At 41.8% G+C, this 23,778-nt stretch carries 21 protein-coding genes; 12 read left to right on the top strand and 9 right to left on the bottom strand.

The window, feature by feature from the left end; genetic code table 11:
• Positions 1–274 precede the first annotated feature (274 nt).
• The 12 genes from EVU92_RS04905 to EVU92_RS04850 all read left to right on the top strand — a co-directional run bounded on the left by EVU92_RS04905 (position 275) and on the right by EVU92_RS04850 (position 12,936).
• Positions 275–1,261 carry a GGDEF domain-containing protein gene (locus EVU92_RS04905; RefSeq protein WP_130052227.1) on the top strand — a complete coding sequence of 329 codons (987 nt, stop codon included), beginning with the start codon at positions 275–277 and terminating at the stop codon, positions 1,259–1,261.
• A gap of 121 nt (positions 1,262–1,382) precedes the next feature.
• Positions 1,383–2,138, top strand: coding sequence for a bifunctional demethylmenaquinone methyltransferase/2-methoxy-6-polyprenyl-1,4-benzoquinol methylase UbiE (ubiE, locus tag EVU92_RS04900; protein ID WP_130050252.1), 756 nt, complete (start codon positions 1,383–1,385; stop codon positions 2,136–2,138).
• Positions 2,139–2,166: 28 nt separating this feature from the next.
• The gene (locus EVU92_RS04895; protein WP_130050251.1) at positions 2,167–2,772 is read left to right on the top strand and encodes an SCP2 sterol-binding domain-containing protein; all 606 of its coding nucleotides are present in this window, start codon (positions 2,167–2,169) and stop codon (positions 2,770–2,772) included.
• Positions 2,773–2,789: 17 nt separating this feature from the next.
• On the top strand, positions 2,790–4,391 hold the full coding sequence (gene ubiB / locus EVU92_RS04890) for a ubiquinone biosynthesis regulatory protein kinase UbiB (protein ID WP_130050250.1): 1,602 nt from the start codon (positions 2,790–2,792) through the stop codon (positions 4,389–4,391).
• Positions 4,392–4,468: 77 nt separating this feature from the next.
• Positions 4,469–4,708: a Sec-independent protein translocase subunit TatA gene (gene tatA, locus EVU92_RS04885; RefSeq protein ID WP_130050249.1), complete on the top strand. Its 240-nt coding sequence runs from the start codon at positions 4,469–4,471 to the stop codon at positions 4,706–4,708.
• Positions 4,709–4,713: 5 nt separating this feature from the next.
• The gene (gene tatB / locus EVU92_RS04880; protein WP_130050248.1) at positions 4,714–5,046 is read left to right on the top strand and encodes a Sec-independent protein translocase protein TatB; all 333 of its coding nucleotides are present in this window, start codon (positions 4,714–4,716) and stop codon (positions 5,044–5,046) included.
• 50 nt (positions 5,047–5,096) lie between these two features.
• Entirely contained in the window at positions 5,097–5,837 is a 741-nt protein-coding gene (gene tatC, locus EVU92_RS04875; protein WP_130050247.1) for a twin-arginine translocase subunit TatC, read from the top strand.
• 1 nt (position 5,838) lies between these two features.
• Complete coding sequence (locus tag EVU92_RS04870) at positions 5,839–6,372, top strand: hypothetical protein (RefSeq protein WP_130050246.1); 534 nt, start codon at positions 5,839–5,841, stop codon at positions 6,370–6,372.
• Positions 6,372–7,154, top strand: a complete 783-nt coding sequence (locus tag EVU92_RS04865; protein WP_130050245.1) for a TatD family hydrolase — start codon at positions 6,372–6,374, stop codon at positions 7,152–7,154. The genes EVU92_RS04870 and EVU92_RS04865 overlap by 1 nt, the downstream gene beginning before the upstream one ends.
• Position 7,155: 1 nt before the next feature.
• Positions 7,156–9,012, top strand: coding sequence for a diguanylate cyclase (locus EVU92_RS04860; protein WP_130050244.1), 1,857 nt, complete (start codon positions 7,156–7,158; stop codon positions 9,010–9,012).
• A 12-nt stretch (positions 9,013–9,024) separates the two neighbouring features.
• Positions 9,025–10,035 (top strand): porphobilinogen synthase, encoded by a 1,011-nt coding sequence (gene hemB / locus EVU92_RS04855; RefSeq protein WP_130050243.1) that lies wholly within the window; start codon positions 9,025–9,027, stop codon positions 10,033–10,035.
• A 132-nt stretch (positions 10,036–10,167) separates the two neighbouring features.
• Complete coding sequence (locus tag EVU92_RS04850) at positions 10,168–12,936, top strand: ExeM/NucH family extracellular endonuclease (RefSeq protein ID WP_130050242.1); 2,769 nt, start codon at positions 10,168–10,170, stop codon at positions 12,934–12,936.
• Positions 12,937–12,987: 51 nt separating this feature from the next.
• Here the strand turns inward: EVU92_RS04850 and EVU92_RS04845 are convergent, their stop codons facing one another.
• The 9 genes from EVU92_RS04845 to EVU92_RS04800 form a co-directional block, all read right to left on the bottom strand.
• A complete protein-coding gene (locus EVU92_RS04845) occupies positions 12,988–13,386 on the bottom strand; it encodes a hypothetical protein (protein WP_130050241.1) in 399 nt (132 codons plus the stop codon).
• A gap of 566 nt (positions 13,387–13,952) precedes the next feature.
• A complete protein-coding gene (gene fusA / locus EVU92_RS04835; protein WP_130050239.1) occupies positions 13,953–16,040 on the bottom strand; it encodes an elongation factor G in 2,088 nt (695 codons plus the stop codon).
• Positions 16,041–16,250: 210 nt separating this feature from the next.
• Positions 16,251–16,979, bottom strand: coding sequence for a response regulator (locus tag EVU92_RS04830; protein WP_130050238.1), 729 nt, complete (start codon positions 16,977–16,979; stop codon positions 16,251–16,253).
• A 36-nt stretch (positions 16,980–17,015) separates the two neighbouring features.
• Positions 17,016–18,638, bottom strand: a complete 1,623-nt coding sequence (locus tag EVU92_RS04825; RefSeq protein WP_130050237.1) for a sensor histidine kinase — start codon at positions 18,636–18,638, stop codon at positions 17,016–17,018.
• 14 nt (positions 18,639–18,652) lie between these two features.
• Positions 18,653–20,191, bottom strand: coding sequence for a tripartite tricarboxylate transporter permease (locus tag EVU92_RS04820; protein ID WP_130050236.1), 1,539 nt, complete (start codon positions 20,189–20,191; stop codon positions 18,653–18,655).
• 3 nt (positions 20,192–20,194) lie between these two features.
• Positions 20,195–20,659 carry a tripartite tricarboxylate transporter TctB family protein gene (locus EVU92_RS04815; protein WP_063700962.1) on the bottom strand — a complete coding sequence of 155 codons (465 nt, stop codon included), beginning with the start codon at positions 20,657–20,659 and terminating at the stop codon, positions 20,195–20,197.
• Between the two features lie 9 nt (positions 20,660–20,668).
• Positions 20,669–21,634: a tripartite tricarboxylate transporter substrate binding protein gene (locus EVU92_RS04810; protein ID WP_130050235.1), complete on the bottom strand. Its 966-nt coding sequence runs from the start codon at positions 21,632–21,634 to the stop codon at positions 20,669–20,671.
• A gap of 12 nt (positions 21,635–21,646) precedes the next feature.
• A complete protein-coding gene (locus EVU92_RS04805; RefSeq protein ID WP_130050234.1) occupies positions 21,647–22,888 on the bottom strand; it encodes a porin in 1,242 nt (413 codons plus the stop codon).
• Between the two features lie 226 nt (positions 22,889–23,114).
• On the bottom strand, positions 23,115–23,774 hold the full coding sequence (locus EVU92_RS04800; RefSeq protein WP_130050233.1) for a 3-oxoacid CoA-transferase subunit B: 660 nt from the start codon (positions 23,772–23,774) through the stop codon (positions 23,115–23,117).
• Between the last annotated feature and the right edge of the window lie 4 nt (positions 23,775–23,778).

The raw sequence follows: 23,778 nt of genomic DNA, 5'->3' as shown, positions 1-23,778 counted from the left end.
ATGCGCTCAAATTAGCATCACTGGGGAAGCATCAATGTGCAAGCTTTAAGCAATTTTTAATTACACTTGTTAAAGTTGTTGAGAAAATCAGCTAATAGACACAAACAGAACAAATTTAAGTTCCAAAATTAGCGATTTTGCTTTTAAATAGGCTGATTACAGATTACTGTAGACTCAGTATTTATGCTTGGAAGCAAATACACTTTACGGAAGAGATGATTAATTGGTTGATATGCGTATTTAGTGGTATTGAAAAATGATGTTCCATGATCCCATGGCTATTGCTCAAGAAAAAATGACAAAGGTATGTATCTTTTTAGAACACCATGCATTACCGCCGTCACCACTTAACTACCAAGTTGTTTACACCTACGTCAGCCAATCTAACCCCAAACTTAATGCCACAATTGACCGCGCCATTGCACAAAGAAAAGCCATTGATTGTGTCTATGTAGAACAGCTGTATTTCGATTTTATAGAACAAGGCCATAAAATGAAAACCGCCATTGTTCGCAACGTTGACTCAGTCATTAACACCCTTTCGCGTAATGCTAGCAATAACGAGCAAAATATTGTGCGCTTTGCTGATCAAGTTAGTGACTGTGTGCATTCAATCGATGAAAACAATATTGAACAAACGCGTCACGCATTAAAAATGCTCAGTAAGCAATCTGAAGTACTGCTCAACCAGCATCGCCAATTTAAGCAAGAAATAGCAAAAGCCAAATCAATACAAGAAAAAACCCAAAAACAGCTCACTCAATTACGCAAGCAACACATTACCGACCAACAAACTGGCTTATACAAGCGCCATTACTTAAATCAACAAACCCAACTCTGGGTCGGCCAAAATAAAGCGGTTTGTGCTATCTCTATTCACATAGAAAACTTAAATCATTTTATTGAAAACTATGGTGATGTCATTGGTGAGGTCATTTTAAATAAAGTCGCAAAGCAAGTGCAAAAATACGTACAAGAAAGTGGTTTGCCAGGGCGTACAAGTAAAGATGAATTTACCATCTTACTTGCTGACATAGAGCCTGAAACTGCCAACTTAATAGCTGAAAAAGTACGAAATGGCGTCGAAAAACTACGTTTTGTAAGCTCAAAAAATGGCACCAAATTACCTGCTATCACCCTAGCCCTTGGTATTGCCAAGCATGAAGGCGATGGTGACTTTAATAGTTTAGCCCGTAAAGCTTCTTTAGCTGCAGCTAAAGCCAAGTCGCTTGGACAAAGTAGTTTTATTGCCGGTCAATAAAGTTTAACACTGCGCTAAGTCATGAAAAGCCACGCTAATCTGATGATTTAGTTATAATCAAATTGCACCCCACAGCTACAATCAAGTACACTAGTCTTTATTGCCACGATAGAGATTAATCATGAACGAGAATCAAGAAAAGACCACGCATTTTGGCTATAAAACCGTTGCTGAAAACGACAAAGCATCAATGGTTGCAGATGTATTCCACTCAGTCGCTGCAAAGTATGACGTAATGAATGATCTTATGTCGTTCGGTATTCATCGTTTATGGAAACGCCAAACTATTGCAAGTTCAGGTGTTCGTAAAGGTCACTATGTATTAGACCTTGCGGGCGGTACTGGTGATTTAACCGCTAAATTTAGTCAATTAGTTGGTGAAACGGGTCAGGTTATCTTAGGCGATATTAACTCTTCAATGCTGAAAGTTGGCCGCGAGAAACTTCGTAACCTTGGTCGTGTTGGCAATATTGAATATGTACAAATGAATGCAGAAGCATTGCCATTTCCTGATAACAGCTTTGACTTGATCACTATCGCATTTGGTCTTCGTAACGTTACCGATAAAGATAAAGCACTACGCTCAATGTATCGTATTCTGAAGCCTGGCGGTCGCTTATTAGTACTTGAATTCTCTAAACCGGAACAAGAAATACTGAGCAAAGCCTATGACTTCTATTCATTTAATATCTTACCTAAAATGGGTGAGCTAGTAGCGAATGATGGCGAGTCTTATCAATACCTTGCGGAATCTATCCGAATGCATCCAGATCAAGAAACGTTAAAAAGCATGATGGAAGATGCAGGTTTTGAACAAACTAATTATCAAAATCTTACTGGCGGTATTGTTGCCCTCCATCGTGGTTTTAAATACTAAAAACTCTATTAATTAAGTAGGTAACGCGATGTTAGCAAACGCTCTGTTATCACTCGTCGAACGAATCATTAATCAACTGCTGCAGTTAGACCCTCAGTTAAAAGGCAAACTTGCAGCAATTGCTGATAAACAGCTGTTGGTTGAGATACGTGATTGGCAACAGTCAATTTTGTGCGTATACAGCGACGAGCAAATTCATTTATACAGTACGCAAGAGCGCAATTTTGACTGCATGATCAGCGCTGATATCAATACCTTGTTGGCGCTTAAAGATCCGTCAATGCTAACGCAACTCATTCGCCAAGATAAGCTCGACTTGCAAGGCGATTTAAATCTTGCACAAGGCTTTAGCAATGCTTTTGCAGAGCTTGATATTGACTGGCCAGAGCACTTTTCTCGATACATTGGCGATGCCCCAGCACAACAGTTGTGGCTCTCTTTACAAACCTTAAAACGTCGTGGTTCACAAACAAAGAGTAAGTTAGAAAATACCTTAACAACACTTTGCCAAGATGAGTTAGCAGTGACCATACACCCTCTTGAGCTTGCTGAGTTTAAACAGCAAAATCGCCAATTAAAAAGCCAAGTATCTCAATTAGAGATGCGAATTAACGCGCTGTTACAGTCACGCTAATGCGCTAAGGAACTTGTGTGTCGTCTGCTCGTCTTTATTACATCACTAAAACCCTTCTGAGCTACGGCTTAGACGAATTAATTCCGCGTAAAAGAGTGCCTTGGTTTGCAAAGCTCGGACGCGGAAGCTTATTTTGGTTACGCAACCAACATAAAGATAAACCTGCAGGTATGCGCTTGCGACTTGCTCTACAAGAACTTGGCCCGGTATGGATCAAGTTTGGCCAAATGCTTTCAACACGCCGTGACTTACTCCCTCATGATGTCGCATTAGAGCTTGCACTACTTCAAGATCAGGTTGAACCTTTTGAAGGTGAACTTGCCCAGCAGCTTATCGAAAAAGCGCTGGGTATTAATGATATTAGTGAATTGTTCAGTGACTTTTCGCAAACACCTTTAGCATCAGCATCGATCGCACAAGTCCATACTGCTACCTTAATTGATGAGCATGGCGCAGCTCAAGATGTGGTAATTAAAGTCATACGCCCCAATATAAAAGAGCAAATTGATGCTGACTTAATGCTGATGCAAAAAGTCGCTCGATTAGTTGCAAAGTTATTAAAAGAGGCTAAACGTTTACGTCCTATTGAAGTCGTAAACGAGTACAAAAAAACCTTGTTGGATGAACTCGACTTAATGCGAGAAGGGGCGAATGCAATACAGCTACGTCGTAACTTTGAAGACTCAAATTCACTTTACATCCCTTTTGTATACAGTGATTACAGTCGAAGTAATGTATTGGTAATGGAGCGTATTTACGGAATTCCTGTATCAGATACTGAAGCATTGCTTGCGCAAAATACCAATATGCAGCTACTAGCCGAACGCGGAGTAGAAGTCTTTTTCACGCAAGTATTCCGTGACAGTTTCTTCCATGCAGATATGCACCCGGGTAATATTTTTGTTTCTCGTGAAAACCCACATAACCCAAAATATATAGGTATTGACTGTGGCATTGTAGGCACCCTTAATCGCGAAGATAAACGCTATTTAGCAGAAAACTTTATTGCCTTTTTCAATCGTGATTATCGCCAAGTAGCGCAACTACACGTTGATTCTGGCTGGGTACCAGCCGATACCAGCATCGAAGAGTTTGAGTTTGCTATTCGTACTGTGTGTGAGCCAATTTTTAATAAACCATTAGCTGAAATCTCTTTTGGCCATGTGTTAGTCAACCTGTTTAATACGGCTCGTCGCTTTAATATGCAAGTTCAACCGCAATTAGTGTTACTGCAAAAGACGCTGTTGTATGTTGAAGGCCTTGGCAGACAACTGTATCCGCAGCTTGATCTATGGAAAACTGCTAAACCTTTCCTAGAAGATTGGGTCAAAGAACAAGTTGGTCCGCTTGCAGTAATGAAAAAAATGTATGCGAACTTGCCATTTTGGGCAGAAAAAATGCCTGAATTACCTGATTTAATTTATCAAAACTTAAAACGTCAACAACAACCTGTACAATTGCCTGCGCCGCAATCTGCTAAACCTTTGTTACTTAGCATCTTTGCTGGTAGCTGCTTGATTGTTTCAGGCTTATGTTATTTACAGCATGATTTAGTTGCGAGCGCAATTACCGCTGGCTTTGCTGTAGCGGGCTTTATTGCTGCATGGCGAAGCACATAAACTAAGTGCTATTTATGTTTTGGTGAGTATAATCGAGACAAGTCTATTCTAAAAATTTGATAAAAACGGAGTAACCCATGGGTTTTGGTGGTATCAGTATTTGGCAATTAATCATTATTTTAGCAATCATCGTTTTGTTATTTGGCACAAAGAAACTTCGTGGCATTGGCGGTGATTTAGGCAGTGCTGTAAAAGGCTTTAAAAAAGCAGTGTCTGATGAAGACCAAACTAACGCAAAAAGCGAGCAGATAGAAAAATCTTCTAACACGCAAAGCAAAGAAACCGTAGAGAAAAGCAAAGACGACCATAAGGCTTAATCAACATGGGGATGTGGGAACTTGTTGTCGTACTGATCGTAGGTCTGATTGTATTAGGTCCAGAGCGCTTGCCTGTGGCAATTCGCACTGTGAGCCGCTGGGTAAAAACATTAAAATCAGTCGCCAACTCAGTGAAAGCTGAAGTGAACGAAGAACTCCGTATCCATGAGCTTCACGAAAACTTAAAAAAAGCAGAGCAACAAAATTTGCAAGAACTCTCTCCAGATCTGCAAGACTCTGTAAACGAACTACAAAAGGCTGCCCAGTCAGTCACCCACAGTTACAAGAAAGACACGCCTGAAAAAGCAGAAATTAACAATAATGATGAAAAAAAGTGAATTTAATCTCTGCTTTTGTGGTCAATAACAACGATGATGAATAGTAAATTATGACCGAGCAAGCTCACACAGGCTTTGTTGGCCACTTAATTGAGTTGCGAAATCGACTCATGAAAGCTTTGTTAAGCATTTTGCTAATATTTATCGGCTTGGTTTATTTTGCCAACGATATTTATAGCTTTGTTGCAGCACCTCTTATAGCAAATTTGCCAAGCACTGCCACCATGATCGCAACGGATGTAACAGCACCCTTTTTTGCACCGTTTAAACTCACTCTATTTGTGGCTTTATTTGCTGCTATTCCAATGATACTGCACCAAGTTTGGAGCTTTATAGCACCCGGCTTGTATCAACATGAAAAGCGTATGCTAATGCCGATTTTGGCCTCGAGTATTTTGCTATTTTATAGTGGTATCGCATTTTGCTACTTTGTAGTGCTGCCAATCATTTTAGGGTTTTTTACTAACGCTGGCCCTGATATGATGACATTAGCGCCTGATATTAGTAGCTATTTAAGTTTTGCTTTAAAACTGTTTTTTGCTTTTGGTATTGCGTTTGAAATACCCGTCGCCATCATGCTGTTATGCTGGAGTGGTGCTACAACAACAAAAAGTTTAAAAGAAAAACGACCTTATATTGTGGTAGGTGTATTTGTGGTTGCCATGTTTTTAACACCTCCTGATGTACTGTCACAGACATTACTAGCATTACCCATGCTGTTATTATTTGAATTAGGTTTAATTTTGGCTGCATTTTATACCGCCAAGCCTCAACAGGAATCCGAGGAATAAAATGAAAAAACAACTCATTCCCTTCGTTGCTCTTTTAACAATTGCTGGTACTACTCAAGCAAACGAAGTTAACTTACAAGCACTACAAGCGTGTACTTTTGTTGAAAATGATTTTAATCGCTTACTTTGTTACGACAACGTAATGGCTGGTAAATCGCTGTCTAAACCAGCAACAAAACAACAAATTAAACAACCTGCAGCAAGCTCTACAGCAGCTGTTGTCGCGGCGCCTGTTGCAGCTGCAACAAGCGAACAAATTGTAAAAACAAAAAATGAAGACTTTGGTTTAGAGCATAAAGAAGTTGCAAAAGTTAACGATGACCAAATAAGTTCCTTAGTAAAAAGCGTAAAAAAAGCACCTTATGGTGAACTGATCATCGAGCTTGATAATGGTCAGCAATGGCGTCAAGTTGGCTCTGATAGCTTACGTTTAAAAGCACAAGATGTTGTCATAATTGAACGAGGTATTTTCAATTCTTTCCTCCTAAAAGTTAAAGGTCAAAACCGTTCGATTCGTGTAAAACGTACTAACTAATGAGCACTTCGCTAGTTGATGCTGGTGTCAACTTAAGCAATCATCAATTTGATGATATTCATGACGCTGTGTTACAACGTGCCGCTGAGGCAGATGTAACACAGATGCTGCTTATTGGCTGCGATCTTCAGAGCAGCCAAACTTCTTTGAAACTCGCTAAACAGTTCAATCAGTATTGCACAGCAGGAGTTCATCCTCACGATGCAAAAACAGCAGATAAACACCTTGAAGAACACTTAATGACTCTTAGCCAAAACATGGAAGTGGTTGCCATTGGTGAGTGTGGTTTAGATTACAATCGTGACTTTTCTCCTCGAGATGTGCAGCGTAGCGTGTTTAGACGCCAACTGAAGCTTGCTGAACAGCTTGATATGCCAGTGTACTTGCATGAACGAGATGCCTGCGAAGATATGCTCGCAATTTTGAGTGACTATAAGGTGCGAGGTGTATTGCACTGCTTTACTGGTGACCAAGATGCATTACAAAACTACCTAGCTATGGGGCTTTATATTGGTGTCACGGGCTGGGTATGCGATGAGCGCAGAGGTGAGCAACTACAGGCCTTGGTACCGTCAATTCCTTTGAATCGTTTGTTAATTGAGACCGATGCCCCCTTTTTGATGCCGAGAAATATCAGACCAAGACCGAAATCTCGCCGCAATGAGCCTCAGAACCTTCCTTATATATGCCAGCAAATTGCTGATTTGAAAGGATGCGAATTTACTGATGTTGCAAAACACACTACACTAAACTTTTGGCAATTATTTACCACTAAGGGTTAAGATGAAGCGCCTATGGTCACTGTGTGGCGTACTCTTCGTTGTTGTTTTTACTCCCTGCTTGCTGGCTAACCCGATTACTGTTAGCCCACACTTTAAATCTCTGCATTCTCTTGATGTTGAGTACACGCTTGATCCTATTACAAAACAGCAAGCATTTACGAGTGATGCTGTACCTTGGCAAAAAAACCATGGCAACACTCTTAACTTAGGCATGAACTTAAGTCCTTTGTGGTTAAAAATGTCGATTCAGAATACATCACTACATGACTTACCACTGATCTTGTCAATTGATAACCCTTTACTTGATGAAGTGGATGTATTCCACCTCCAAGCTAGCCATGTTTTATTTAGCACAAAAATTGGAGATGCTCTTCCCTTAGAAAATCGACAAATAAAAAATGAATCACTGCTTGTATCTCTAACAATTCCCAAAGCAAGCCATTCTATCGTTTATTTGAGAGTTAAAAATAACGGTGGCCTTAGAGTACCCTTAAGCCTTTGGAAGCCCTCAGAATACCTAAAACATAAAAGTAAGTTTAATTTACTCTACGGATTACTAGTAGGGTTCATTTTATCTTTAGCGATTACTAATTTGGTACTTTATGGTTTTTCAAGACGCAGTTATTTTGCTTATACAGGCTTTCTACTGATGTTATTATGGCTATCACTTACCTACTTATATGGCTTTGGGTATCGCTACCTTCAACCAAGTGGCACATCATTTCAACAATTAACGATTCCAAGCTTGTTTTTTATATGCTGCGCATTATTCGTACCTTTACAGCGTCATATTTTTGGTGCAGAGAAAAGTCGCTTGAGCCTTATTCAAAATTGGCTCGCATGGGGTGTCATTTTCATTACTTTCATATTGTGGTTTTTACCTGTTTATGTCGCGATTTCGCTCTGCTTATTAAGCTTGCCTATTTTATTAGCTGCCTTTATTGCTATCGCTATAAAACAGTTTAACCACGAATATAAACAGCCATCCATTGCATTTATTATTGCTATGTTAGCGTTCTGCTCAGCAATTATTCACAGCGCATTTGCCGTTTTTAATCCATACAACTTGTATATAAATGAGCAGTCACTCATCTTTATTTTCTTTTTAATTTGTAGTTTAAGCCTAAGCTATGCTGTTACAAAACTGTTTATAATGCAACGTGATGCAGAAGTAGCATTACAGCAGACAGCTCTGGCTGAAAGTAAAGCACAAGATAATCTGATGCAAGAACGCCTAAAACTTCAAGAGCAAGCTCGGCAAAATCTTGAGGCTAATATTGAGGAGCGTACTTTCGAGTTACAAGTCACCCTTCGCGAGCTAGAAGAAAAAAACCGGGAGCTTGAACAGCTCAATATGGAAGATGCGCTGACCAAAACCAAGAACCGCCGCTATTTTGATAAAAAACTGCTGATGGATATTCGCCGTTCTCGTCGTGAACAAACGCCACTGGCTATAATTATGATAGATATTGATCACTTCAAAGCCGTCAATGACACTTACGGCCATTTAACAGGTGATCAAACAATTCAAGCTGCCGCCGATGTCATCAAGCAGCACCTTAAGCGACCGCTCGATGAAGTGGCCCGCTACGGCGGCGAAGAATTTGTCGTGCTGTTGCCTAATACGCCACTGACAGGTGCATTAGAAATTGCCGAACAAATACGCAAAGCCGCAGAAAAGACTGATATAATAGTTGCCGGAACAACGATTAAATTTACTTTGAGTGCAGGTGTTTACAGCGCAATTGCTGAAGACATTAATAACCCAAGTTTATTCACTGACTATGCCGACAAAGCCTTATATCATGCTAAGCAATCAGGTCGAAATCGCGTAGTGAGTTATCCTCTACCAAACTAGGAGTATACAAGCATGGCCCAATCAGGACTCGACCTTTTCCCTTATACACGTATGCGCCGCATGCGTCGTGATGGCTTCTCTCGTCGCCTAATGGCTGAAAACCAACTGACCGTTAATGACCTTATTTTTCCTGTATTTGTTTTAGAAGGTAAAAACCGCCGCGAAGCTATTGAGTCTATGCCAGGCGTAGAGCGCCTTTCTATTGATTTACTACTTGAAGAAGCAAAAGAACTCGTTGAATTAGGTGTACCTGCCGTTGCTCTTTTCCCCGTAACACCTAGCGATAAAAAATCTTTACTAGCTGAAGAAGCCTACAACCCTGATGCATTAGCACAGCGTACAGTTCGCGCATTAAAAGAAGCGTTTCCTGAGCTTGGTGTGATCACTGATGTTGCACTTGACCCGTTCACAGTACATGGCCAAGATGGCATAATTGATGAAGATGGTTACGTGATTAATGATGTAACAACTGAAATCTTAGTTAAGCAAGCGCTATCACATGCCGAAGCAGGTGCCGATATAGTCGCACCTTCAGACATGATGGATGGACGCATTGGTGCAATTCGTGAAGCACTCGAAGCCGAAGGCCATATCCACACTCGTATTATGGCTTACTCTGCAAAATACGCTTCAAGCTACTACGGTCCGTTCCGTGATGCAGTGGGCTCTGCAGGTAACTTGAAAGGCGCCGATAAAAAGACCTATCAAATGGACCCTGCCAACTCTGATGAAGCTATTCGTGAAGTAGCCCTTGACCTTCAAGAAGGTGCAGACATGGTTATGGTGAAACCTGGCATGCCATATTTAGATGTTGTACGTCGCGTAAAAGATGAATTTGGTGTACCAACATTTGCTTACCAAGTCAGTGGTGAATATGCCATGCATAAAGCAGCCATTGATAACGGTTGGCTTGCAGAAGAAGCAATAATCATGGAGTCATTATTAGCATTTAAGCGTGCTGGCGCAGATGGCATCCTAACTTATTTTGCAAAACAAGCAGCAGTTTGGTTAAAAAATAACTAATCTAAAGTAAATGTTCTAAAAATTGGAAATTATTCCTATTTTATTAACATTTTGCATTTAATTTGTCATAGATTTTTCTTAAAGTACTGTGTCCCATATTGGGACTTTAAAAATACATACACGGGAAAAATAATGATAAATACAAAATTAACGCCGCTCGCGCTTGTTATTGCAAGCCTGAGCGCGCCTGCTTCTGCCAACCTAATCATCTCTGAATACGTTGAAGGAAGCTCCAACAATAAAGCGGTAGAACTTTACAACAACTCTGGCGCTGAACTATCGCTTGATGGTTACACTATCTCTTTATACTCAAATGGTAATGGAGACCTAGCAGATCCAAACAACAGCTTAGCTTTAACAGGTACACTTGCAGCAAATGCGACCTACGTTATTGTTAACGCTGGTTCTGTTGATGAATTGAAGACAAAAGCCGATATAGAATCAACAATTACTTACTTCAACGGTGATGACGCGCTAGTCCTAACTAAAGACGGTGAAATAGTTGATAGCTTTGGTCAACTAGGTGTTGATCCTGGTTCAGCATGGGATGAAGGTGGTGTAACAACAGCCAATAAAACACTACGTCGCAAAACGACTGTGACTTCAGGTCGTACTGATGCAACATCAGCATTTAACCCTAGCGAAGAGTGGGAACAATTCGACCAAAATGATTTTAGCAATATTGGTCAATACGGTGAAAGCACAGAACCAACTCCTGAGCCAGAGCCAGTTACTCCGCTTGAGTGTGGAGCAACAAAAACATTAATCAACGCAATTCAAGGTGAAGGCGGCGACAGCCCACTTATTGACACTGAAGTTGAAGTTGAAGGTGTAGTGACCGCAGACTTCCAAGGTGATGATCAGCTCAAAGGCTTCTTTATTAGCTCACTTGCTGCTGATGCTGATACAAACCCACTTACTTCTGAAGGTGTATTTGTTTATTTCGCAGATACTAATGTTGACGTTGGTGATCATGTACGTGTTAAAGGTAGCGTAGCTGAATACTACAGCGCGACACAGCTAGGTGATGTAAGCCAAGTTGAAATCTGTGCTACAGGCCTATCTACAGATCCAACCGTTGTTACTTTACCAGTTGCTGAAGTTGCAGACCTTGAAGCCTATGAAGGTATGTTAGTAACCATAGATCAACCTTTAGTTGTCAATAACAACTACGGTCTTGGCCGTTATGGTGAGGTTGACTTAGGTACTGAGCGTTTATACCAAGGTACTCAAATTGCACTACCGGGTGATGCAGCAAATGCTGTTGAAGCTGAAAACCTGAAAAAACAAATCTTACTCGACGATGGTTCAACAAAACAAAACCTTGATCCAATCGCCTACCCAGGCACAGGTCTTGATGCCTATAACACATTACGTTTGGGTGACACAGTAAACACTGTTACAGGTGTGATGGGTTACAGTTTCAACCGTTACCGCATTCACCCTACAGTGCAACCTGAGTTTACAGCAACAAACCCACGTACCGATGCGCCAGAGCTTAACGAAGATGCAGATCTTCGTGTAGCGAGCTTCAACGTATTAAACTATTTCAATGGTGATGGCCAAGGCGCAGGTTTCCCAACTAGCCGTGGTGCAGACAGCGAAGAAGAGTTTATTCGTCAGCAAGCAAAAATTGTCAGTGCAATTACAGCTATCAATGCTGATGTCATTGGCTTAATGGAAATCGAAAACGATGGTTTCGGTGAAAACAGTGCTATTGCAAGCCTAGTTTCAGCACTTAATGACGAAGATGCAGAAAACACTTACGCATTTGTTGATTTTGATGTTGAAAAAATTGGTACTGATCAAATCACAACAGCTTTAATTTATCGCTCAAATAAAGTATCAGAAGTAGGTAAGGCAGCTCATACAACTGCTGAACCTTTTGATTACAGCAATCGTCCGCCTATTGCCCAAAGCTTCCAATCTCTTGAAAGCGAAGAAATCTTCACAGTTGCAGTTGCCCACTTAAAATCTAAAGGTGGCTGTGGCAGCGCTGAGGGTAATAATGCTGACTTAGGCGATGGTCAAGCCTGTTGGAATGAAATCCGTGTTGCGGGTGCTAATGCTTATGCAGATTGGTTAGCAACTTACCCAACTGAAGTTGAAGATGAAGATATCATCCTAGTGGGTGACATGAACTCTTACGCGATGGAAGATCCTATTCGTGCATTTGCAGACAAAGGTCTTAAGAGTGCGGTTGCTGAACTAGACGGTGATACATTAGGTTACTCTTATAGCTTCTCTGGCCGTATTGGTAGTCTTGACCACGCGCTAGTAACTGAATCTATGCTTGATAAAGTTGTTGCTGCGACTGATTGGCATATCAATGCCGATGAGCCAATCAGCCTAGACTACAACCTTGAGTATAAGTCAGCAACACAACAAGCAGGCCTTTATGCAGATAATGCATATCGTGCATCTGATCATGATCCTGTGATTATTGATATTCAATCTGCAGAGCCTATTCCTGAGCAACAAGCACCTATAATCGAAGCAGATCAAACATTCGAAATCGTAGAAAACAGTGAAATTGGCGCAGTTATAGGCCAATTAGTTTTCTCTGATGGCGATGCTGATTACACACCTGTAGTAAGTTTTAGCATTGTTGGTGAGCATGCAGATGCGATTGCAATCAGTGCCGCAGGTGAAATCACAGTTGCTAAAGAGCTAGATTTCGAAGAAGAAGACAAGCTTACGCTGATGATCCGTGCACAGGATAGCGCAGGCAACTTATCAGAAGCGCAACTGCTATACATCAACATTACTAACGATGAAGCAGATGATGTAACTGAAGAAGATGAAGCAGAAAAAGAGTCTAAAGATGATGATTCTGGTTCACTTGCTTGGTTAAGCTTACTAGCTTTACCATTTGCACTGCGTCGTCGTCTAAAGAAATAAACGACACAATATGAATAAATGGCCGCTTTCGCGGCCATTTTATTTGTATCGTTAAGCGATTTGTTCTTCTTTATTGTCAGGTTGGTAAAGTGCTGTTATCGAGCCCTGTTGCTGCTCATCAATTTGCCAATTAATAAACCTTAATACTTTGCCATTTTTAAGGAAAACCCTAAAAACAGTCAAAAATGCCACCGATTTAAACTCAATTTCCTTAATGTCCTCAGCATTTATATAACGCTTTCCTAAGCCTAATGAGTAACATATCCCTGCCTTATAACAATATAAAGAGCGCATCCCTAAATAGCTCAGCACAAGAAATATAAGTAATACAGGCAAAATAATAATTAATAATGATGTTCCAAAGGAGTTGGCAACTAATGCAATAAGCATAGCCAACGCGATCTTGATTCCTTGTAAAATCCAGTTTGGACTTAACTTGATCATTTTCATAAATATAAATCTTAATTTGATAGCTTTAGAAAATTAATACTAAATAACTAAAAATGGTTGTTATCACGATTCTACATTGCTGAAAATAGGTACACAAGTGAATAAAAATACTTTATAAGTGCATTTCAATATTTGGATTGCAACCTGCTAAAAACACAGTCTTTTATGAAATATTAATTTTGTATGAAAATAACACTTAAAAAACCAACACCAAGACTTTAAGCTTAATGTTAGAGATATATAGATACTAAAGAATGAGATTATTGGATTGCGACAATTAATACCAATCCGCTTAATTAAGTAGTCTATTTTGAGGCAATTAAACCTCGTTGATAACAAGGCAAAAATTTCGTTATTTAGTTGTTCTAAATGAGAAATTTTTAACGCAGTTAGCGACAGGTTTAATCCCTCAAAATGATTAAGTATTATTGCGGGTTGGTATAAGAAGGACTGAACAAAAATCAACCATTTACATTGAATAGTTTTGTTTATATCAATTAAATATCTTTTTAGAATATAAAAAACCCGCAACTAGTGCGGGTTTTTTCAAAGAATTAAAAGGCTAATTACTTAGCAGCTTTTTTCTCTTTTTCTGCAGCGATTACTGTTTCAGCAACGTTTGCAGGACATGGTGCGTAGTGTGAGAACTCCATAGAGAACTGACCACGACCTGACGTGATTGTACGTAAGTGGCCGATGTAACCGAACATTTCAGAAAGTGGTACATCACCCTTGATGCGAACGCCCATTGCGCCAGCTTCTTGGTCTTTGATCATACCACGACGACGGTTAAGGTCACCGATTACGTCACCTACGTTGTCTTCCGGAGTGAATACGTCAACTTTCATGATTGGCTCAAGAAGTTGTGCACCCGCTTTAGGGATAGACTGACGGAAAGCGCCTTTAGCAGCGATTTCGAACGCGATTGCTGATGAGTCAACTGCGTGGAAAGCACCGTCGAAAAGTTCAACTTCAACGTCTAATACTGGGAAGCCAGCTAGAACACCTTCTTGCATCATTGATGCGAAGCCTTTCTCAACTGCAGGCCAGAATTCTTTAGGTACGTTACCACCAACAACTGATGAAGAGAACGTGAAGCCTGAGTTTTGCTCGCCTGGCTTGATGCGGTAATCGATCTTACCGAATTGACCAGAACCACCAGATTGTTTCTTATGCGTGTAGCTATCTTCGATTTCTTTCGTGATAGTTTCACGGTAAGCAACCTGAGGTTGACCAACAACTAGGTCTACGCCGTAAGTACGCTTAAGGATATCTACTTTGATATCTAAGTGAAGCTCACCCATACCTTTAAGGATGGTTTCGCCTGAATCTTCGTCAGTTTCAACTTGGAATGAAGGATCTTCTGCAACCATCTTACCGATCGCGATACCCATCTTCTCGTTACCGCCTTTGTCTTTAGGAGCAACAGCGATTGAGATTACTGGATCAGGGAAGATCATCGCTTCAAGTGTACATTCGTGCTTAGGATCACAAAGAGTGTGACCAGTTTGAACGTTCTTCATACCAACAACAGCGATGATGTCACCCGCTTGTGCTTCAGTAAGTTCGTTACGCTCGTCAGCTTGCATCTCAACCATACGGCCGATACGCTCTGTTTTACCAGTTGCTGAGTTAAGGATTGTGTCACCTTTCTTCATGCGACCAGCGTAGATACGGATGAACGTAAGTGCACCGAAACGGTCGTCCATGATTTTGAACGCTAACGCTTTAAGTGGCTCATCTGCAGAAACAGTTGCTACTTCACCAGTAGGCTCACCTGTTTCAGGATCAGTTAGAGGTTGTGGGTCAACTTCTGTAGGCGAAGGTAGGTAATCTACAACCGCGTCTAGTACTAACTGCATACCTTTGTTTTTGAATGCAGAACCACAGTATGTTGGGAAGAACGCAAGATCACGAGTACCTTTACGGATACAACGTTTGATGTCTTCTAGAGAAGGCTCTTCACCTTCCATGTAAGCCATCATTAGGTCTTCGTCTTGCTCAACAGCAGACTCAACAAGCATTTCATGGTATTCATCAACTTTGTCTACCATGTCAGCTGGAACGTCTTGTACTTCGTAGTTTTCAGGAAGACCAGTCTCATCCCAAACGTATGCTTTTTTCTCAAGTACGTCTACAACACCACAAAATTGGTCTTCGATACCGATTGGTAAAGTCATAACTAGTGGGTTAGCACCTAGTACTTTCTCAACTTGACCTACAACGCGGTAGAAATCAGCACCCATACGGTCTAATTTGTTTACGAAGATTACACGTGCAACTTCTGATTCGTTCGCATAACGCCAGTTAGTTTCTGACTGCGGCTCAACACCACCAGAACCACAGAATACACCGATACCACCGTCTAGTACTTTAAGTGAACGGTATACTTCTACTGTGAAGTCAACGTGTCCCGGAGTATCGATAACGTTTAAGCGGTGGCCTTTCCACTCACAAGTTACAGCTGCTGATTGGATTGTAATACCGCGCTCAGCTTCTTGTTCCATGAAGTCAGTAGTAGACTCACCGTCGTGTACCTCACCAGTCTTATGAATTTTACCCGTAAGCTTAAGGATACGCTCAGTGGTGGTAGTTTTACCCGCGTCAACGTGGGCGAAAATACCAATATTTCTGTACTTCGATAAATCTGCCATTATTTTACTCTTAATAAAGTCGAAAAATTATTCGGCGGGAGTATAGCATTACTTAAAGCGAACATCACCATCGAAGTCGCTTAAAATGCAATCAATTTTATAAAATTTTTCTATGCTCAGGATAAGCGGCACTTTTTAACGTGCCGAACAGTGAGTTTATGCTACTAAAATCGCTAATTTAGAGCTGATTTGGCAATTAAATGATGCGATTTAACTGCTTGTCATTTTATAACAACGTTCGGGTCGACCGATACTTCCGTAGCTCTGATCAGCACTGACTTGCTCAGCTTCAAGCAAGTATTCGAGGTAACGGCGGGCTGTTGAGCGACTTACGCCCACTAAATCCCCCATTTGCTGAGCAGTAAAAGCCGTGCCAATATTCGCTTTAAAAGCTTTTAAGATCTTTTGCAAAGTAAGCTGATCCACCCCTTTTGGTAGCCTTACTGGCGTTTTTAACTGTTCTTGCGATCCAAATAAAGTATCGACCATAGATTGGGTTACTTCATCGGCATCTGAGAAACATTGTTGTCTTGCTTCGAATCGTGCCAATGCTTGATCTAAGCGATTTAGCATTAATGGCTTAACCAAGAAGTCACAAGCGCCAAGCTGCATGGCTTTTTCTAGTGTTTCTACTTCTTTTGCTGCGGTTAAAAGCATTACTTCGCTTTTCATTTCCTCGCGGCGCAACTCATTAAGTAAATCAAGACCATTGCCATCGGGTAAATGAATATCGAGCAAAATTAAATCGGCATTAACGGCCGATAATAACGCTTTCGCAGTGGCAAGATTGCCTGCAATACCAACAACCTGATATTGCCCTTGACGCAGTGTTTGCCGCGCCCCTTGTTGGCCAGCTACGCCATGAGGAAGTAATAAATATTGCGCCAATAATTGGGCAACTTCTACTTCATCTTCAACAATGACAACTGAGTAAGTCATGTTCTTTACCTTTTATTTATAGGCTGATCATTTTTATTATTTTGGAATGTAGACACTTAAACGTGCCCCCATCAGATCAGACTCACCTATTTCTAAACTACCACGACACGAATCTAAGTTGGTTTTGACTAAATAAAGGCCAATACCATGCTCAGCCCCTGACTTAGAACTGTATTGTGGTGTAAATATCACATCCTTGTCATCGCCTAAACCAAAACCGCTGTCTTCAACATCAAACAATAATGTTTTACTGGTTTCATCAACCGTAACACGAACCTTAGGGGTACGTGTATCGCTAGCTCGAATAGCGGCTTCAATTGCGTTATCAATCAAATTGCCAAGTATCGAGACAACCCGTTCCAGCATATCTTTACGGGTGATTGATCCCAATAAGCTATCTGGATTAAGCTCAAGTATTACGTTTAATTCACGGGCTTTATGGTATTTACCAACAAGTAACCCAGCAAGTACCGGATCTTGGATCCTTTCGAGTAAATGATGGATCTGTGCTTGCGAGCCCTTGCTTTCTTGTCCAATTAACTCAATAGCCTGCTCAGTTTGTCCCATTTGAATTAATGCACCAATCAAGTTTAGCTTGTTTGAGTAATCATGAGTTTGTACTCGTAATAGCTCAGCAAAAGCTTGCACTTTAGTTAATTGCTGCGATAAATACTCAAGCTCATCCGCTGGGCGCATACTCAATAAAATCCCATCAGCCTGATCTTGCACTTGCAGTGCATATCGCGACAACACAATGCGTTTATCTGCAGCAAATAATTCAAAACCTACAATCGGACGCTGTTGGTTATGCATCAAAAACTCAGTATGTTCAGGAAGTAAATCTTCAAGCTTAAGTGGCTGATGAATGCAGCTGATCGGTTTACCAAGGATTTCGCAAGCACGTTGGTTTAAGTTACGCACGTTACCTTCTGGATCGAGGGCGATAATGCCGCTACGAACAGTATTCAAAATAGCATCTTGCTCTGAGAACAGCCTTGCAATTTCGTCAGGTTGTAAACCAAAAATAGCATTACGAACCCGTTGCCCGATATACACCGCAGCCAAAATACTTAAACCGACTAACAACAAGCCCCAAAGCATAATTTCAGCACTACGAGCACGAATGAGCGGTTCAATTGATTGCACTAAAAAGCCAACCGATACCAAGCCGATGACTTCGCCTTGCTCTGAGAGCACAGGGACTTTGCCACGGATAGACTCGCCCAAACTTCCCTTTGCAATCGACACATAACGCTCACCACGTAGCGCCGCTTTACTATCCCCACCCACCATAGGTTTACCCAGCTTGTCAGAGTCGGGGTGAACAATGCGACGGGTATTCCTATCACCGATAACAATAAAACTAGCTGCGGTTAGTTCACGAATATGCTCTATTTGCTTATTTAACTCATTAAGCCCTTGCTTCGTTTGTAATGCGTTTAGCACGTCATCTCGTGAAGCAATACTGGTTGCTAGCGAAAGCGCTTTATCACCCATGTGGTTATGTAAGCTTTCTGCAGTGATCTGATACACCAAAGCGCCAAACAACACAGCCTGTAAAACACATAGACCGGTAACCCAAATGATGAGCCGCGTTTCTAAGCGCTTTGGTTTTTTAACCACATGCTGAAATGGGTTTAGCTTATTGGTGTATCTCATATCAGTGCCTTGTACTACGCATGTTGCCCTGTTTGCGTAGCTGCTTTGTCTTTACGACGTTGGACAATATAGTCTTTCAGTGGGAACAACAACACTAAGATCGAAATCACAAAAATACTCAGTGTTAATGGGCGGTCCCATAAAAAGCTCAGCGAGCCATCTGAAATCATCATCGCACGGCGGAAATTTCGCTCAATCATATCTCCGAGGATAAAGCCAAGTAATAAAGGCGCCATCGGGAAAGCTAACAATCTAAGCACCAAGGCCACCAGCGCAAAGCCCACCATCATAAATAAATCAAAGGTGTTAAATGACACTAAATACACGCCAATTAAGCTGAAGAATAAAATCATTACTGTCAGCACAGATTTAGGCATTGCCAGCACTTTGGCAAAATACGGGATCAACGGCAAATTCAAAATAAGCAGTACAATATTGCCAAAGTACATACTGACAATTACCGCCCAAAACACACTTGGATTTTCTTGCATTAGCATAGGACCCGGCTGAATACCGTAGGCAATTAATGCACCTAGCATAATTGCAGTAGTGCCCGAACCCGGAATACCTAAAGTCAGTAATGGTACAAATGAGCCCGTACAAGCAGCATTATTAGCAGACTCAGGTGCGGCTAAGCCACGCATTGAGCCCTTACCAAATTTATCTTTCAGTGCCTTTGGAGCAAGGTTCCGCTCAGTGGCATAGGCCATAAAGCTGGCAATGGTTGCCCCTGCGCCCGGTAAAACACCGACAATAAAGCCAAGTAAAGATGAGCGGCCAACCACAGGAGCCATATCTTTTACTTCTTCTTTAGTCAGTTTTGTTGAGCCAATTTTTGGCGTATCAGGATCATCAATTTTTTTATCTGGTTCAGCTTCAGGGCGTGCCACATTAATCAGTGCTTCAGCCAACGCGAACGTTGCCATTGCTACTAATAAAAAGCTAATACCATCTAATAAATCAGCTTGGCCAAAAGTAAAACGCTCGGTACCTGAAGAGGGATCAATCCCTACTGTTGCCAGCATTAAACCAAATACCGTCATCATCATGGCTTTTAGAAATTGCCCTTTATTAGAGAACGCGGCAATGGCCGTTAAGCCTAAAAACATCAGTACAACATAATCAGGCGATTGGAAACTTAATGACACTTTTGCTAATAAAGGCGCAGCCACCATCAGTAAAATGGCCCCAATCGTACCGCCTATAAAGGATGAATAAGCTGCAATCGCAAGGGCTTTACCTGCCTTCCCTTGCTTTGCTAGCGGGTAGCCATCAAACGATGACGCTACCGTCCCCGCCACACCCGGCGCATTAATCAAAATAGAAGAAGTAGAGCCACCGAATATAGCCCCGTAGTAAACACCGGCCATTAAAATCATGCCCGAATCAGCACCGATGCTGTAAGTGATCGGGATCATCAACGCAATCGCAGTAATTGGACCTAGACCAGGTAACATACCGATGAACGTGCCAACAAAGCAGCCTACAATCACATATAACAAGTTGTTCCAGTCGAGTAAGGTCGACAAACCTAACATAATTCCATCAAGCATAACTTAACTCCACAGATTGCCAGGTACTAAGTAGATGCCCAGTACTTGTGTCATTAAAAACCAAAAAACCACGGCCACAGGCACTGAAGCAAACAACAACACCTTCTTACGGCGTTCACCCATAATAAAAAAGCCAGCAATTAAAAATGCACTGGTGGCAATTAAAAAACCAAACGGTTCAAGCATGGCGCTATAAGCAACCATTAAAACCAACAGTGCAAAGGTACGTAGTAAGTTGCCTTTACTGAGTAGCTCTGCTTTTTCTGCAGGCGCCTGCTTTAATAAGTTGGCACCAATCGAAAGTACACACACCACGATACCGAATACTGCATACACTTTTGGTAAGGTTGCTGAAGTAACACTTTCGTACTCTTCAAATGGCATAAGTGGAATTTGCCAAGCCACAAGGGCGTAGAGGGTAAAGAGGACCAAGAATAAACTTGGTCCAATTAGTTCACGGTTTAACATTGTCTAACCTTAGCCTCGGATAAAACCAAGTTCTTTCATTACAACGCGTAATTGCGCTTCTTGCTGCTCAAGTGATTTAATAAACGCGTCTTTTTCTTGAAACAGATTTAGCCAACCATTACGGGCACGAACCGCTTCCCACTCAGGGGTTTGTTGCAGCTTACGCAGCTTTTCTGTGTACTCTGCTAGCTTATCTGCAGGTAAATCTGGGGTCGCAAAAAAGCCGCGCCAGTTTACGAACTCCATGTCGTAACCTAGCGACTTTAAGGTTGGAATTGCTGGGTAATCAGGAAGTTTATCTGCAGAAGTCACCGCTAAAATCCGTGCCTGACCGCCATTAGCGACTTCGAGTGCCTCACTTAAGCCTGTCGAAAGTAAGTTGACCTCACCCGACAATAAACCTGCTTTCGCTTTACCACCGGCATCGTAAGGAATGTAACGTAATCGACGACCATCAATACCCGCTGCTTTCACCGCTTGTGCTGCTACTAAGTGATCCATGCTGCCGCGCGCTGAGCCACCCGCTACTTTTACAGAGCCAGGGTCTTTTTTCATTGCATCAATAACGTCTTGCCATGTTTTAAAAGGTGAGTCATTACGCACAACAAACGCACCATAATCAGCAATCATGCTGGCAACTGGCGTTAAATCGCGATAACTGTAAGGGATTTTTCCTGATAATGCGCGCAGTACGATAGGCGTTGAGTTAACCATCAACATATCGCCTTTTTTAGTGCCCGACTCAATCAAATAAGCAATCGCACGGCCACCGCCGCCGCCCGACATATTCTGAAACGATGCATTATCTTCAATGCCCGCTTTCACCATTGCTTCACCGACACCACGTGCTGTGGTATCCCAACCGCCACCAGGGCCACCCGGTACCAAAAAGTGTAAGTTTGCCAATGCGAGCGGGCTGGTTACTAATAACGAAACTGCTAAAAGAGAGCTTTTTAATGATTTAAACTTAGTCATAATGCACGACTCCTAAAATAAGTACTGCATACGAGCACTGATGCCCATACCTGAATCTTCATCATCTACCAGCGTAGAAGCACCGGCACCATCAACATCGCTGTAAATCAGGTTGCCCATAAATTTGATATCGCTGCTTAGGTAATATGATGTGCCTACTGTGTAAGTGGTTACGTCGGTACCTTGCTGTTTGCTGCTGGCGTTCATTTGTGACACACGTGCAACAAGCTCCCATGCATCTTTAATCCCTTTTGGTTGCACAAATAATGCTGAACCTGCTTTGTAACGGCGCTGCTCACCGCCTAAGAAATAACTTGCCGAAACATGAAAGCCATCAAAACGCTCTCCATCAAGTTCATTGCTGCTATCAACCGTATCGAGATAACGGCTGGCATATTCAGCCTCTAGAGTGAATGCATTCGCTTGGTAGGCAAATTCAAGACCGCTTTGCGACATGCTATCAAGCGCAGCCGTTTCACCACCGACCGCGTAATCCACTAAGCGAACATTGGTTTCACGCACTTCACCACGGGCAAAACGAGCGCTTAAATCATTACCACCCATATCACGATAAGAGTGCCAAGCACCTAAATGAATCACATCACCTGGTGCTGCACTAGACCACGTTAAGCGACCTGTTACAGCCAATGTCAGTTTGTCATCTTCGTCGTGGCCTGAGGCACCAAACGCATCGTTCTTGTAAACACCCACGGCATAACGTAAACCTGAGTCTTTAAAGTATTGATAAGCCGAGATACCCCAACGGAAGAAAGGTGAGAAAGAATTAGCAAGGGTGCTGCGCTCAATAGTATTAATATGTTTTGAACTGGTTAGTGCATTTAATGACATATCTTCGCGGATTTTACCGGCTTTTACTTTTAAGCCGTTGTCGAATGCATAACGTACACGCGCTAACACGATTTCAGCCGTGCCTTCAGCAAATTCGAGTAGTAGTTTGTGATCCCACTTGCCATGTTCACTTTCAACATAAGTACGGATACGACGAGGGAAGAATTCACTCCCCCCTGTACCTTCATTATTGGCATTGTAGGCACCATCAAAGTAGTTGTAGTCAAGTTGAACGCGACCGCCAAACTCTAAGTTAAAGCTACTTGATGCTTTCAATGAGTCCACTTCTTTTTGAAGTGCGTCGAGTTGTTGCTGTAATTGTTCAGTGTCGCTTTGTGCGAATGCTGATGTACTTGCTAACGCCGCTACAAAGGCTAAAGCGAGCTGTGTGTTACTTGCTTTCATGAATTACTCCACACCAGATTATAATTATTTGTTGTCGTTGATCGGCCTACTGCAAATGGCGATCTGGTTTGGAGCATAGTGTTAACGATAGATTAACGAAATGTTTAGGGGGTAAGTTGCATTGATGGTGATAAATGGCTTTTTGTTCATAAAAGTCATGAACAAAAAGCACATTATTGGGGTTTAGTATAAATTCTAGGCAAATTAACGGCTTAAAGTCGTAAAACTAGCTAAAAGTCATCTCAGGAATGTCGCCAGAGACAATAAGCTTGCCCTGTGTCTTAGCAATAATCTCATCAACCGAGACACCCGGGGCACGCTCTAATAAATGAAATGCACCGTCTTTAATTTCTAAAAGTGCCAAATCGGTGATCACTTTATTGATACAACCAACACCTGTTAACGGCAAACTACATTCGGTCAGCAGTTTTGATTCGCCATGCTTGTTGGCATGGGTCATGGTGCAAATAATGTTTTTAGCACCGGCGACTAAATCCATCGCACCGCCCATTCCTTTAACCAACTTTTTCGGGATCATCCAACTGGCAATATTGCCGTTTTGGTCCACTTCAAACGCACCCAGCACGGTTAAATCAACGTGGCCGCCGCGGATCATGGCAAAGCTTTCAGCAGAGCTAAAAATAGCCGCCCCCGTTGCAGCAGTGACCGTTTCTTTGCCTGCGTTGATCATATCGGCATCAACTTGGTCTGCACTTGGGTATGGCCCCATACCGAGTAAACCATTTTCAGATTGCAGCATCACTTCGATGCCATCAGGGACATAATTAGCGACCAAGGTTGGAATACCTATACCCAAGTTAACGTAGTAACCATCCTGTAGTTCCATCGCCACGCGTTTAGCGATTTGTTCTCGTGATAATGCCATCAGC

It is taken from the genome of Pseudoalteromonas sp. MEBiC 03485 (genome assembly GCF_004195145.1).
GTDB classification, from domain to species: domain Bacteria; phylum Pseudomonadota; class Gammaproteobacteria; order Enterobacterales; family Alteromonadaceae; genus Pseudoalteromonas; species Pseudoalteromonas apostichopi.
The sequence above is the reverse complement of the archived record's forward strand: the minus strand, read 5'-3'. Positions and strand labels throughout refer to the sequence as shown.

Coding starts and splice junctions, on each gene's coding strand:
- EVU92_RS04905 (WP_130052227.1), top strand. CDS start 275: ATGGCTATTGCTCAAGAAAAAATGACAAAGGTATGTATCTTTTTAGAA.
- ubiE (WP_130050252.1), top strand. CDS start 1,383: ATGAACGAGAATCAAGAAAAGACCACGCATTTTGGCTATAAAACCGTT.
- EVU92_RS04895 (WP_130050251.1), top strand. CDS start 2,167: ATGTTAGCAAACGCTCTGTTATCACTCGTCGAACGAATCATTAATCAA.
- tatA (WP_130050249.1), top strand. CDS start 4,469: ATGGGTTTTGGTGGTATCAGTATTTGGCAATTAATCATTATTTTAGCA.
- tatB (WP_130050248.1), top strand. CDS start 4,714: ATGGGGATGTGGGAACTTGTTGTCGTACTGATCGTAGGTCTGATTGTA.
- tatC (WP_130050247.1), top strand. CDS start 5,097: ATGACCGAGCAAGCTCACACAGGCTTTGTTGGCCACTTAATTGAGTTG.
- EVU92_RS04870 (WP_130050246.1), top strand. CDS start 5,839: ATGAAAAAACAACTCATTCCCTTCGTTGCTCTTTTAACAATTGCTGGT.
- EVU92_RS04865 (WP_130050245.1), top strand. CDS start 6,372: ATGAGCACTTCGCTAGTTGATGCTGGTGTCAACTTAAGCAATCATCAA.
- EVU92_RS04860 (WP_130050244.1), top strand. CDS start 7,156: ATGAAGCGCCTATGGTCACTGTGTGGCGTACTCTTCGTTGTTGTTTTT.
- hemB (WP_130050243.1), top strand. CDS start 9,025: ATGGCCCAATCAGGACTCGACCTTTTCCCTTATACACGTATGCGCCGC.
- EVU92_RS04850 (WP_130050242.1), top strand. CDS start 10,168: ATGATAAATACAAAATTAACGCCGCTCGCGCTTGTTATTGCAAGCCTG.
- EVU92_RS04845 (WP_130050241.1), bottom strand. CDS start 13,386: ATGAAAATGATCAAGTTAAGTCCAAACTGGATTTTACAAGGAATCAAG.
- fusA (WP_130050239.1), bottom strand. CDS start 16,040: ATGGCAGATTTATCGAAGTACAGAAATATTGGTATTTTCGCCCACGTT.
- EVU92_RS04830 (WP_130050238.1), bottom strand. CDS start 16,979: ATGACTTACTCAGTTGTCATTGTTGAAGATGAAGTAGAAGTTGCCCAA.
- EVU92_RS04825 (WP_130050237.1), bottom strand. CDS start 18,638: ATGAGATACACCAATAAGCTAAACCCATTTCAGCATGTGGTTAAAAAA.
- EVU92_RS04820 (WP_130050236.1), bottom strand. CDS start 20,191: ATGCTTGATGGAATTATGTTAGGTTTGTCGACCTTACTCGACTGGAAC.
- EVU92_RS04815 (WP_063700962.1), bottom strand. CDS start 20,659: ATGTTAAACCGTGAACTAATTGGACCAAGTTTATTCTTGGTCCTCTTT.
- EVU92_RS04810 (WP_130050235.1), bottom strand. CDS start 21,634: ATGACTAAGTTTAAATCATTAAAAAGCTCTCTTTTAGCAGTTTCGTTA.
- EVU92_RS04805 (WP_130050234.1), bottom strand. CDS start 22,888: ATGAAAGCAAGTAACACACAGCTCGCTTTAGCCTTTGTAGCGGCGTTA.
- EVU92_RS04800 (WP_130050233.1), bottom strand. CDS start 23,774: ATGGCATTATCACGAGAACAAATCGCTAAACGCGTGGCGATGGAACTA.